Origin of the sequence: Streptomyces sp. TRM70350 (assembly GCF_019219825.1) — a bacterium.
GTDB lineage: Bacteria > Actinomycetota > Actinomycetes > Streptomycetales > Streptomycetaceae > Streptomyces.
Map to the genome: position 1 here is coordinate 22,020 of NZ_JAHUXH010000034.1, position 12,609 is coordinate 34,628.

8 protein-coding genes and 1 pseudogene are annotated in these 12,609 nt (G+C 69.6%); 4 read left to right on the forward strand and 5 right to left on the reverse strand.

Annotated elements, in window-relative coordinates:
* Positions 1 to 20: 20 nt before the first annotated feature.
* The gene (locus tag KWI83_RS32465; RefSeq protein ID WP_218517969.1) at positions 21 to 821 is read left to right on the forward strand and encodes a matrixin family metalloprotease; all 801 of its coding nucleotides are present in this window, start codon (positions 21 to 23) and stop codon (positions 819 to 821) included.
* Between the two features lie 66 nt (positions 822 to 887).
* Here the strand turns inward: KWI83_RS32465 and KWI83_RS39285 are convergent.
* Positions 888 to 1,329: pseudogene (locus KWI83_RS39285) on the reverse strand (alpha/beta fold hydrolase); the annotation flags it as partial.
* Between the two features lie 174 nt (positions 1,330 to 1,503).
* Here KWI83_RS39285 and KWI83_RS32470 point away from each other — a divergent pair.
* Together KWI83_RS32470 and KWI83_RS32475 are read left to right on the forward strand one after the other, a co-directional pair.
* Positions 1,504 to 3,645: a helix-turn-helix domain-containing protein gene (locus tag KWI83_RS32470; RefSeq protein WP_218517970.1), complete on the forward strand. Its 2,142-nt coding sequence runs from the start codon at positions 1,504 to 1,506 to the stop codon at positions 3,643 to 3,645.
* Positions 3,646 to 3,658: 13 nt separating this feature from the next.
* Positions 3,659 to 4,213: an XRE family transcriptional regulator gene (locus KWI83_RS32475; RefSeq protein ID WP_218517971.1), complete on the forward strand. Its 555-nt coding sequence runs from the start codon at positions 3,659 to 3,661 to the stop codon at positions 4,211 to 4,213.
* 79 nt (positions 4,214 to 4,292) lie between these two features.
* Here the strand turns inward: KWI83_RS32475 and KWI83_RS32480 are convergent, their stop codons facing one another.
* The 3 genes from KWI83_RS32480 to KWI83_RS32490 all read right to left on the reverse strand — a co-directional run bounded on the left by KWI83_RS32480 (position 4,293) and on the right by KWI83_RS32490 (position 9,162).
* Complete coding sequence (locus KWI83_RS32480) at positions 4,293 to 5,465, reverse strand: amidase domain-containing protein (RefSeq protein ID WP_308122306.1); 1,173 nt, start codon at positions 5,463 to 5,465, stop codon at positions 4,293 to 4,295.
* A 150-nt stretch (positions 5,466 to 5,615) separates the two neighbouring features.
* Positions 5,616 to 6,902, reverse strand: a complete 1,287-nt coding sequence (locus KWI83_RS32485) for a hypothetical protein (protein WP_218517973.1) — start codon at positions 6,900 to 6,902, stop codon at positions 5,616 to 5,618.
* A gap of 58 nt (positions 6,903 to 6,960) precedes the next feature.
* Entirely contained in the window at positions 6,961 to 9,162 is a 2,202-nt protein-coding gene (locus KWI83_RS32490) for a transglycosylase domain-containing protein (protein WP_218518006.1), read from the reverse strand.
* Positions 9,163 to 9,748: 586 nt separating this feature from the next.
* Between KWI83_RS32490 and KWI83_RS32495 the strand changes: the two genes are divergently transcribed.
* Positions 9,749 to 11,356, forward strand: a complete 1,608-nt coding sequence (locus tag KWI83_RS32495; RefSeq protein ID WP_308122307.1) for a hypothetical protein — start codon at positions 9,749 to 9,751, stop codon at positions 11,354 to 11,356.
* Here the strand turns inward: KWI83_RS32495 and KWI83_RS32500 are convergent.
* Complete coding sequence (locus KWI83_RS32500) at positions 11,334 to 12,560, reverse strand: cytochrome P450 (protein ID WP_218517975.1); 1,227 nt, start codon at positions 12,558 to 12,560, stop codon at positions 11,334 to 11,336. The genes KWI83_RS32495 and KWI83_RS32500 overlap by 23 nt on opposite strands.
* Positions 12,561 to 12,609: the final 49 nt, after the last annotated feature.

A 12,609-nucleotide genomic window follows, 5' to 3' on the forward strand; every position in this document is an offset into this window, starting at 1 on the left:
GCAAGGGAGAACACTCCACCATGAAGCGCCTGTTGAGAGGCAGAAGCACCGGCTGGGTGCTGACTGTGCTCACCGTGCTCGCCGTGAGCCTGGGGATACCCGCCGAGGCCGCCACACCGAGTTCCAAGGCCGCACCCGCGGCCGGGCAGGCCGACGCGACCGGCGACGTCTACGCGGTCAAGCAGCACGCCGACGGCACCACGTCCGTCGCCGTGTACCGTCCGGCGCCGGGGGTCACCGCCGGCACCCTGGCCAAGAAGCTCAAGGCCACGGGCGTGCAGGGGGTGCAGGCGCCCGCGCCGGGTGATGTGACGACGCTTGCCCTGCCTTGCTCGTACGGCTCCGCCCGCACGCTCGAATGCTCGCCCGTCCGCTGGGCGCACAACGGCTACGCCGACCCGCAGGTGTACTTCCTCGACCACACGTCCTCGGCCTGGCCGATGACCGCCGTGGTCCCGAAGTGGCACGAGTCGGTGGGCATCGACTCCTACTACCGGTGGTACACGGCGGGTTGCCCGGGCGGCGGCCGGCACTGCGTGCACGCCTACAGCAGCAACTACGGCAACACCGGCTGGACCGGCGTCACGTACTACCGGTACAACGCCAGCCGATACTTCATCGACGGCAGCGTCTCGATGCAGCTGAACGACTACTACGGCGGAACCGCCGCCCAGCGCCGCAACACCGCCTGCCACGAGGCGGGTCACGTGCTCGGCCTCGGCCACGGCACCTCCACGTCGAGCTGCATGTACAGTTCGCGGACCTCGACCACCGTGCCGAACGCGGACGACTTCGCGCTCCTGCCGCGCATCTATCCGTGAGGTCCCTGACGCCGGCTCGGCGGAGCCGGCCGTAGTGCCACGGCGCCCGGGGCGGACCGCGTCCGCCCTGGGCAGCGCCCCTGTCATACCGGTCCGTCCGAACTCCTCGGCGTGGACGTCGAGGTCGCGCTCGCTCGGCCAGGACGGCAGCCGGTCCGCCGGGACGGTCGCGCGGGCGTCCACCGCGGCTGACGAAGTGGGGACCCCGGCGCGCCGGGCGCGGGCATGGTGTCGGCGGACAGGGCGGCGTAGAAGCCCACTGGGCTTCGGCCCGCCGCGCGGGGTGTACGGCACGCCGAGCAGCCCGACGGCGCGGAAGACGTCCGGGCGGACCAGCGCCGCGTTCGTGGCTGTGGCCGCGCCCCAGTCGTTTCCCGACGATCGCGGCGCTCTCGTCGCCCAAGGCGTGCACGACCGCGGCGTTGTCCTCCACCCGGTCGAGCATCCGGTACGCGTCCACCGCGTCGGGCCGGGCGGAGCGCCCGTCACCGCGGACGTCGACGGCGACCGGCGGCGGGTGTCGGCAGTGATCCTGCAGTGGCGCCGACCGCGCGCGAGTCCCGTTGCCGCTTGGGCAAATCCGCGAGCGCGCCCGAAGCGCCCACGCGAGGAACGCCATCCGTACGCGGTCGGTACGCGAAAGATGCGCTTCACGCTAGGGTGGCACCACAGGAGGTGCACCATGTCCGAGCTGTTCAGCGCGGTCGACGCCCTGGTCGCGTCCCGCTCCCCGCTGCCGCCTCCCGCGGAGCGCAAGCGGTTGCGCCAGGCGCACGGGCTGACCCTGGACGAGGTGGCCGCCGCGCTGCAGGTGCGGCGGGCGACGGTGAGCGGCTGGGAGGCGGGCAGGACGGAACCCCGGCCGCCCGAGCGGGAAGCCTACGCCCGCCTGCTGAAGCAGCTCGCGGAACTCTACCCCGCCGACACCGACGCCACCGCGCCTCCCCGGGACACGGCCGACACGCAGGCGACCCGCACCGCCCCTGCCCCGCCCCCCGACGTCACCCCGACGCAGCCGTCACCGCCGCCGCCGCGCCCGGGCACGAAGAAGGCCGCCCCCAGGAAGGCCCCTGCCGCGCCGACGGGCACCGAGCCGCGGTTCGCGCACGGCCCGCTCGCCGTCCTCGATGCCGACACCGACCGGCAGGTCACGGCGTACTGCGTCGGCGGACTGGTCCTCGACGTACCCGCCAAGTCGCTCCCCGCGCTGCTGGAGTGGACCCTGACGGACGCACAGCTCGGGGCGGAGAAGCTGCACGGCTGCGGCAAGGACGCCGATCCTCTGCTGGTGCTCACCGAGGCCGCCTGCCGACGGTACGGGCTGCCCGTGACGCTGTCGGAGAGCGAGCGGCTTACCGGGCGGCTCCCCGACGGGCACAAGGTCCTCAAGCAACTGCAGCGCGCGGACTGGCAGCTGACCAAGCGTGGGTTCGGCCCGTGGGCGCGGATCTACCGCCCGGCCCAGGGCCGCCGGCGGCAGTGCGTACAGCTGTGCATCCCGTCCTGGAACGCCCTCGACACACGCACCTGGGGCAACGCCGCGCAGCTGCCGCCGGCCGAACTCGCCCGGCTGCTCGGCACGTACGCGCGGCGGGTGATGACACCGCGCGGCTCCACCGCCGTCACCGGTCTGGAGCTGATGACCGCCCTGAACCCGCCGACCCGCGCGAGCGAGCCGGACGACACGGGCAAGCGGCACAAGGAACACCGGCCCGGATCGCTGGGAGAGCACCCGATCGACTGCGCCCCGTGCGAGGCACCCGACGGTCACCCGCTCCTCGCGGATCTGCCTCGCTTCCACCAGCGGGGACCGGCGGAGATGCTGTTCGAGGAGGCCTACGACTGGGCGCGTGAGCTCACCGACGCCGAGTGCATGCGGCGCTACCTGGTCGGCATCGACGTCAACCTCGCCTTCGGCGCCGCCGCGAACGGCGTGGTGGTCGGCCTCTCCCAGCCGCCGGTGCACGTCACCCACCCCGAGTTCGACCCGACGCTGCCCGGGGCGTGGCTGGTCGACCTCTCCCACGTCGACCTCTCCCGTGTCCTGGCCGGCAAGCAGTGGCGGCGGCTGGAAGGCGAGTTGCTGCCCAGCCCGTTCACGCCGACCGGCGAGCGGCCGACGGGCCCGGCCTGGTACGCGACGCCGACCGTGGCGTACGCGGTGGAGCTCGGCTACGACGTCGCGCCGGTCGAGGCCTGGGTGCGGCGGGAGAAGGGCAAGTACCTGGACGCCTGGTACAAGCGGCTCCGCAACGCCTACGTCGACACCATGGCGGACCTGGGCGTCGGCGAGAAGCTGCCGCCGGGGGAGTTCCTTGAGGCGATGGACGGCTACAAGCAGCGCGACCCGCAGATGGCGATCGTCCTGGACGCGATCAAGTCCACGGTGAAGGGCGGCATCGGCAAGCTCCGCGAGCGGGCGCGCGGCGGCGGCTGGAAGCCCGGCCAGGCGTGGCCGGCTCTGTCGCGGCCCACGTGGCGTCCCGACATTCGGGCCGCCGTCATCTCCCGGGCCCGCGTCAACATGCACCGCAAGATGGTCGCCCTCGCCGCGGCCACCGGCCGCTATCCGGTGGCGGTCCTGTCGGACTGCGCCGTGTACGCCGCCGACGGACCCGGCCCGCTGCACGTGCTGCCGTACGACGCCGGGGGCAGGACCGTGCCCGGCAGCTTCCGGCTCGGCGTGTCGCCCGGCATGGTCAAGCACGAGGGCACCCAGACCACCCTGTGGGCCGAGGAAGTGCGCGAGAAGCACGGGCAGTTCCTCAACCTCGCCCGGTACATCAAGACGGGCGAGGTCACCGCCAAGGACGACGGAGAGTAGGGGACGAGGACCGATGGACACGGTCGGGGACGGCCTCGACGCCGCGCTGCAGAAGGCGTTCACCCGCCCCATCCCGAAGAGCGCGGGCGCACAGATGCGGTACCTCGTCAAGCAGCTGAAGGGCACCCGGCGGGTGGCCGAACTGCTCGGCATCACCCAGCGCACCGTCGAACGGTATGTGAAGGACCAGATCAAGCGCCCTCGCCGGGACCTCGCGGACCGGCTGGAGCGTGAGGTGAGGCGGCGGTGGCAGCCGCAGATCCGCGCCCGGGCCAAGCAGACGGCGGCCACCACCGGCGGCATCGTCATCGACACCCGTGCCCGCTTCGGCTACACCGCCGCACCGGGCACGACCGACGACGCGCGACTGCGCCACCTCACCGTGGCGCTGCCACCCGAGTACGCGGCGCGCCTGTTCGAGGCACAGCAGCAGGGGGCCACCGAGCAGCAGCTGCGCCACATCGCGGCCGAGGGCCTGGGCGAGATCTACTTCCGCGACCGCAACCGACGCGCGCACGGCCTCGACGTGGAGTTCACCGACGTGGAACACATCGACTTCGACCTCTGACGGGCCTTGGCCAGGTCAAAGGCCGCCGCCGCCCCGGCCTGGCGGGGCCGGAGCGGCGGGATCGGCCGGGCGGGGCCGATCAGGTGCGGTAGGCGTAGTACGCGGCGTTCGGGTACGACGCGATGATGCTCGCCACCGACCGGCGGTAGGTGTTGGTGGAGTGGTACGTCAGGTACGGCACGCCCTGCGGGCTGCGGTACGTGACGATCATCGTGTGGTCCTTGGAGCCGTCCCTGTCGAAGTCGATCTGGAGCACATCGCCGACGTCCATCTGGTAGACGTTGGCGAGGCTCGTGACGCGCTTGGAGTTCAGCGAGAACCACGACCACTCGTTGACGCCGACGAACGAGTGCGACTGGATGTCGGCGTTGCCGAACCACCGCGTGTAGTCGTACACATAGCCGGGCACGTGCTTCCAGCCGCCCGCCTTCAGGGCCTGGCTGACGAAGTTGGTGCAGTCGCCGCCCGCGCCGTGCCCGTTGAAGTCCGGGTACTCCGGGTTGTAGTTCCTCCAGTACTTCTCCGCATAGGCGGCCATCGCCTTGTAGTCGTAGCCGCTGGCGGTGAAGTTCTTCCGGTTGGACGGCGCGGGCCGGGTGATGGCGGCGCGCGGGGCCGACGGCATGGTGTTGTCGACGGTGGTGGCGGCGGCCTTCGGCTTGGCGGTCTGGTTGACCGCGAGATAGCCGTCGTCGGTCTCGCGGATGTCCGTCAGCCGCCAGTTGCCGTGCTTGTCGGCCTTGAAGGTCAGCTTGTGGTGCGCCTGGAATCCGGTTGTCCTCGGCTCGTCGCCGCGGACTTTCTTGTACGTCAGCGTCGTGGTCTCGGTGACCGCGACGACGGCCTTGCGGCCCCTGACGCTGGTGCGGTCCAGGGTGACGGAGGTGCTCGCCGCGCTGTACTTCTCGCCGAGCCGCGCGAGACCGTCCTTGCGGTCGCCGAGCTGCTCCAGGGCGCTGTCCTCGGTGCGGGCGGCCCCGGAGGAGACCGCGACCTTGCCGGAGAAGCCGTCGATCAGGGGCTTCTTGCCCTTGCCCGGCTTGTCGACCAGGGCGTTGGTGCGGTCGGTGAAGACCGCGTCGGCCAGTCGTTGAAACGTGGCCTTGGTCCTGGCGTCCACCTCGGGCTCGGCCGTGGTGGAGGCGCCCGCGCTCCAGTTGGGCAGCAGCGCCGCGCCCGCGACGACCGAGGCGGCGGCTGCCGTGAGTATGGTCGCGCGACGCCGCGTACGGCTCAATTTCCTTGACTTCACTGAAGTTCCCCTCTTTCCCCGGCGGAGGAAATGCCGAGGCAAGCGGAATCTTTGCATGCCGCGTGTGGCTGTTGTGAAGGGGGTTGCGGCCCCAACCGGGCGGGAGTTATCGGACCGTCATCGACGCCCGCCGCGCCGGGCGGCGCGTGGTCACTGCACGACCGTGGACCAGTCCGGGGACTGCGCCGGGTCCAGGCTGCGCAGCCGCTCCAGCGTGGCCGGTTTCTGGACGTCCATCCAGTCGGCGAGTTCCTTGAACGACACGCACTTGACGTCCTTCTTGGTGCACACGGTCTTGATGACCTCGTCGACGGCCTTCATGTAGATGCCGCCGTTCCACTCCTCGAAGTGGTTGCCGATGAACATCGGGGCCCGGCTGCCGTAGTACACGCGGTTGAAGCCGGCCATGTAGGTGTCGATCGTCTCCTGCTGCCACTGCGGATACATCGCCGGGTCGCCGTCGGTCTTGCCGTCGGACTGGTTGTAGAGGAAGTTGAAGTCCATGGACAGGCCCTGGTACTTGCCGCCCTCGTAGGGGAGCATCTGGAGCGGGAAGTCCCAGATGCCGTTCTTCTTCCTCGGCCAGATCTGGAAGTCGCCGGCGGAGCTGGCGTCGTAGCGCCAGCCGTAGCTCTTGGCCGCCTTCAGCAGGTTGTCCTGGCCCTCCAGGCAGGGGGCGCGGCCGCCGGTGACCTCCCTCCTGAAGTCGAAGGGCAGCGGGTCGATGTCGGTGTAGCCGGTGTTGGTCTTCCAGTTCTCCGCGAACTCGTAGAACTGGTCGATCTCGCTCTTCCACTCCGCGACGCTCCAGTCGCCGCCGCCCTTCTCGCCGCAGAAGTGGCCGTTGAAGTGGGTGCCGATCTCGTTGCCGTCCTCCCAGGCTCCGGCGAGCTGCTCCAGGGTGGTGCGTATGTGCTCGTCGGTGGGGAAGCTGATCGCCGCGGTGCCCTTGGGATGCTGCGGTGGGGAGTAGAGGTCGCTCTTGCTCTTGGGCAGCAGGTAGATGCCGGTGAGGAAGAAGGTCATATGGGCGTTGTAGCGCTTGGCCATCTCCCGGTAGTGGGAGAAGAGCTCGTCGTCGCCCTGGAGGGCGCCGTCCCAGGAGAAGACGACGAACTGGGGCGGTTTCTCGCCGGGCTTGAGCGGCTCCGGCTTCAACTGGTTCTTCTGCGGGCCGGTGTAGGACGTCGAGCCGTCGCCGAGCACCTTGGTCTTGCCGTCCCACTCCGGCTCCTCGGTCGCCCGCGCGGACGGATGCTGCCCTGAGCGGTCCCTGGCGGACCCGGTCGAGGCGGTGCTGTCGGTGCGGGAGAGCACCAGATAGCCGGCGACGAGGGAGGTGACGACAAGGAACGCCGCCAGGGTGAGGAACTCCGGACGGGTGGCGGGGTGGCGGGGTGCGCGGGTCTTGCGGCGGCGGCCCGACGGCTGTTTCATCTTGCGGCTCAATCTCCTGGGGACAAAAGGCTGGGGCGGTGCCGGTCAGCGCCGGTGATCAGCCGAGCGGACTCATGGCACGTGACCAGATGCCGTACGCAACGCTGTCGGTTCCCGTGCCGTCCAGTCCCTGGAGCGGCAGGGGTTCCAGGCTCTTGTTCAGGTCCATGCGGTAGACGACGACCGCGGTGGCCACCTTCTTGGCGGTGCCGACGTACCAGGCGGCCGTGTCGTTCTCGGTCGTGCCCACCTTCCCGGCGACCTCCGCGGAGGCGGGCGCGGCGTCCGGGTGGGCGGCGCGGAAGGCGTCGGTGAGGGCGGACTGGACCTCGCGGGCGGTGTCGGCGCCCATCGCGCGGCGGGTGGGCGGCGCGTCGAGGTCGACCTTGTGACCGTTGTGGGTGATGCGCCGCACCGAGTACGGCTCGATGTGCACGCCGTCGGCGGCGAAGGTGGCGTAGCCGCTGGCCATGCGGATGGCGCTGGGCGTGGAGCTGCCGGTGGACAGGGTGGGCACCTGAGCGCCGATGCTGGAGGACAGCAGCCCGGCCGCCTCGGCGGTGGCGCGCACCTTCTCCAGCCCGGTGTCCATCCCGAGCTGCATGAAGGGGGTGTTGACGGACAGGGCGAGCGCCCGGTGCAGCGAGATCTGCCCGTAGGACCTGCCGCCGTCGTTGCGTGCGGCGACCTTGCGGCCGCTGCGGTCCCAGTACGGGCCCTCGGGCGTGGTGACGGGCACGCCGTCGTCGCCGTTGTAGAGGGTCTCCCCGGTCACCGGCGTGCGGTCGCCGTCGCGGGTCTTGCGCACCCCGTGCTCCAGTCCGGCGGCGTAGACGAACGGCAGGAACGCCGAACCGGCGGGCACCGTGGTCGCGTTGGACTCGTTGTAGCCCTGCGTACGGTGGTCGGGGCCGCCGTAGACGGCGAGGATCCGGCCGTCGGTGGCGATGGAGGCGGCGCCGAAGTGGGCGGTCTTGGCGGCCTTCGGATGGTCCTTCTCGGCCTGCTTGCGGGCCTTGGTGACGGCGTCGGTGAGCTGGGCCTCGCGGTTCTTGTCGAAGGTCGTGTAGATCTGGTAGCCGCCGAGGTCGAACTCCTTGTCGGAGATGTGCGCGTTCTTCTTGGCGTACTGGGCGGCGAGTTCCACCAGGTAGTCGCTCTGCTCGCCGGTGTCGTACAGAGGGTTGCTCTCCAGCGGCGCGGGGAACGTCCTGTACTTGGCGCGCTCCTGCGGCGACAGCTTGCCGATCGCGACCATCCGGTCGAGGATCCACTCCCAGCGCTCCAGCGCCCGCTCGTGGTTCGCCTTGCTGAGCGTGGGATCGTACAGACCGGCGCCCTTGAGCAGGGAGGCGAGGAACGCGGCCTCGCTGACGTTGAGCTCGCTGACGTCCTTGCCGTAGTAGGCCTGGGCGGCGCGCTGGATGCCGTAGGTGCCGCGGCCGAACCAGCTGGTGTTGAGATAGCTCTCCAGGATCTCGTCCTTGCTCATTTTGTTGTCGAGCTTGAGGGCGATCATCGCCTCGGTGAACTTGCGGCTGAGTGTCTGGTCCTGGTTGAGGTAGACGTTCTTGACGTACTGCTGGGTGATGGTCGAGCCGCCCTGGGTGTCGCCCGCGCCGAGGGTGCGGAACAGCGCGCGGGTGATGCCCTTGAAGGAGACGCCGGGATCGCTGTAGAAGCTCGCGTTCTCGGCGGCGAGCACCGCCCAGCGGACGTCCTCGGGTACGTCTTCCAGCGGCATCGCCTGCCGCTGCACCCAGCCGGTGCGGGCCATCGGGGTGCCGTCGGCCCAGAAGTACACGTTGTCCTGCTGGGTGGCGTAGGTGTTGAGGTTGTCCGGGATGTCGGTGGCGGCGTAGGCGACGACCAGGAAGAGCGTGCTCAGACCGAGGGAGGCGAGGAAGCCGCCGAGGGTCTGCCGCCAGGAGGGGACCCAGCGGCGCCATCCGGTGCGGCCCGGCCGGGGGTACTGCGGGCGCAGTCGGCGGACGTAGGGGCCGAGCACGGGGGCCAGCCGGGGGCCGAGGGCCGCGGTGAGGCGGGCGGCGGGGGAGGGGCGGGGGGCTTTGCGGCGACGACGGGAGGGGGTGCGGGATGTGTCGGATGCGGTGGAGGCGGTGTCGGACTCCTCGGATATAGCGGAGTTGTGGGAATCGGCGGATATGTCGGAGCCGGCGGGTATGCCGCCCTCGGGTATGCGCAGCTGCATGGTCTCGTCCGCGGCCGCCGGTGGCGGCGCCGGGACCTTCAACTGCATGGTGGCGTCCGGCTCCAGTGGCACCTCCTCGCCACTCTGGCGGCGTCCCCCCTGCCCTTCCTGGGCCCCCACTGTGCCTCCCTCCGCACTCAGTGTTGCTCGCGCAGGCAGACCGTACAGACGTACGAGGTTTGATGGTGTTGCCGCAGCAGCGGCCGCAAACCCTGACTCCCCCTCCCCGACCTCGCGGGGCATCGCGGCGCTCTCAAATTACCAGCGTTCTTCGCAAACTCTCCACACAGAACCGGGCCGAAGAGGTCACATCTGAAGCGACGCAATCCTCGGGAGGGCGCGGCGCCGGAGGGCATCACGGATGTTTGCCGGAGCCGTGAAGTCAGCGGCTCGCCGTGTGGCGCACGTGCCCCGCACCAGACCGCAGCTGAAGGACCGCCACTCCGGGTGACGAGCACGCCCCGGTGAGCACCGTCTACCTCTGGATGACCAGCAGATGACCACTCCGTATACTCCGCCCGAGTACCCCCGTCCCAGCACCCGGCCAGAGAGTCCGCATGCCGTCATGAAGAATTTCCTGCCCGCACTGTCACCCAACTACGCAACAGAAAGAGTCCGCGCCTACAAAGAAAGCGTGGAGGTGCACGGGAAGTGGCCGGTCGAGTTCCAGTTCCGCCCGGCCCAGGGCGACCACCGGCACCTGCTGGTGGTGTTTTCGTCCGTGGGCAGCAAGTACGGATTCGGCAACGCGCTGGAGAGCGTCAAGTGCAACATCCTCAGGATTCGTGACCACTTCGACGGCGGGGCCTCCTACTACGTGGCCAGGAACATGGACTTCAGCGTCACGGATTCCATACAGGCCCTCATAGAGGACTACATGCGACGGCTGCGGGTGACCCGGGACGAGGTGACTCTCCTGGGAGCTTCCAAGGGCGGAAGCGCGGCGCTCTACTACGGCCTGAAGTACGACTACAAGAACATCGTGGCGTCAACGCCGCAGTACTTCCTCGGAAGTTACTCAAAGGGCCACGGCCAGCTCGGAGACGCCGTCCTCGGCGAGGGCCAGTCCGACGAGAACGTGGCCGTCATGGACGCCGTCATGAGGGACCTCCTCGAAAAGGACACGGACCTCAAGCGGAACATATACGTGGTGTCCTCTCCCGGGGACTACCAGTACGAGCAGGAAGTCAAGCACTATCTCCCCGCGCTGCGGGAGTACGAGAACTTCAACTTCCTGTTCGTGGAATCTCCCACCGTGCGACGGCACGACGAGGTCGTCCGGCAGGCGCTGCCGTCGATTCTGAGCATCGTCTACTCCCTCACGGAGGGCGCCGCACCCCGCTGGGGAGAGGTCCGGACCGGGACCGGTTCCGAGGACCCAGAGGCGGCCGCCGAGTACCTCACCGAGCTTCGGAAGCGCAACACCGCCCTGGCTGCGCTCAACCGTGCCGAATTCACGGACGGGCACCTCCAGTTGAAGGGGCACGCCTTCCTGCCGGGTGTGTCGCCCGATGGCCCGACTGCCGAGACCAAGCGGCTTGTCCTGGAGAAGGACGGCGAAACCTGGGTGTACCCGCTGGAGACGACCAAGGAGATCCGGCTCTACCGGGACTACTTCGACGAGTACTTCTGCGAGTACGCCATGGGCGGGTTCACCACTCAGGGAGACCTGGCCTTCACCGAACTCCCCCGGGGCGCCTATGACGTTTCCGTCTGCATCACGAGCAAGGACGAGGGGATCGAGCGGCGAACCCGGCTGATCTCACAGAACGCGGTTGACCGACGCCAGGCCCGCGGTGACTCGGAGCTGCTGTTCCGAGGAGGCAAGGGCGGCCTCAGGCTGGTCAAGAGGAGCATCATCGGGATCGATTCCGGCGGAGTGTGCTTCGCTGTGGAGAAGGCGGAGGTGCGCGACCGGAGGATCCACGCGGAAGGTGTCTTCTTCCTGCCCGGAAGGAATGCCGACCGCGACGCGCATGCCGCCTACTACCTCGTACTCCAGGGGAAGTCCGGATGCCACTCCTTTCCTCTGAGGGTGCAGAAGAACCCGGACGCTGTGCGGCCGCACAAACATCCCGGAGACCTCGGAACCTACGACTCCGGGTATTTCAGCACCGGGGCTGAAGGAGTCGACGTCGCGGACATTCCGGCTGGAAAGTACAGCCTGCTCGTCTCCATGAGCGCCGGTGGTGCCCTGTTCACCAAGAAGGCCGGGAAGGTCACCCTGAAGAAGATCCGCTGAACGTGACGGGAAGCCGCACCGGGCCGCGAAGCCCGCCGGGCCGCCAGCTCAGCTCGGCCGGCGGCACGGCCAGGGCCAGGTCCGGAAGCCGGCGCAGCACCGTGCCGATGGCGATCTGTCCCTCCAGCCGGGCGAGGGGTGCGCCCAGGCAGTAGTGGATGCCGTGCCCGAAGGCCAGATGGCCGTTGTCCTGCCGGGTGACGTCCAGCCGGTCGGGGTCGGGGAACCGTGCCGGATCCCGATCGGCGATCGCGGACGCGATCAGCACGGTCGCGCCGCGCGGAATGGTCACCCCCGCGATCTGGACATCCTCGCGTGCGAACCGGGCGATGCCCGGGCTGACCGGGCCGTCGTAGCGGAGGAACTCCTCGACCGCGCCGGGCAGCAGCTCAGGATCGTCCCGCAGCAGCTGAAGCTGGTCGGGGTGGGCCAGGAGCGCGGCGATGCCGCCGCCGATCAGGTTGACCGTCGTGACGTACCCCGCCACCAGCAGCAGGAACGTCATGGAGATCAGCTCGTCCTCGTTCAGCCGCTGCTCCTCGTCACGGGCGCTGATCAGCGCACTGAGGAGATCGTCCGCGGGGCGGGCGCGCTTGGACTCCAGAAGCTTCGTGAGGTACGCGCGCATGCGCTGCCACGCCTCGTTCACGACCACCGGGTCCGGCAACCTCTCCCCGCGCAGCAGCATGTCGTCGGTCCACCGCTGGAAGTCGTACCGGTCGTCCACCGGCACGCCCAGCAGTTCGCTGATCACGGTCACCGGCAGGGGCAGCGCGAAGTCCGCGACGAGTTCGGCCCGGCCCGCCGGCACCACCGCGTCGAGCAGCCGGTCGGCGATCTCCTGGATACGGGGCCGCAGCTCGGCGACCCTGCGCGCGGTGCACGCCTTCGAGACCAGGCGGCGCAGCCGGGTGTGGTCGGGCGGGTCGGAGCGCAGCATGTTGCTCATCATCGATTCGCGCTCGAACTCGGGCAGCTGCTCCATGAGGCGTGGGTCCGACGCGTCGCGGACATCGCTGCTCAGCCTCGGGTCGGACAGGGCCGCGAGACCGTCCTCGTAGCGGGTGACCAGCCAGGCGTCCAGGCCACCCGCGATGATCGCGCGCCGGACCGGGCCGTCCTCGCGCAGCTGTCGGTAGAGCGGGAAGGGATCCGCCACGAAGGCCGGATCGGAGTAGGGGAGGAGGACCGGCTGCTGGCTCATCGTGCCTCCCGGGCACGTAGCACCCTGCGCGAGGGTTTGCTGCTACTTG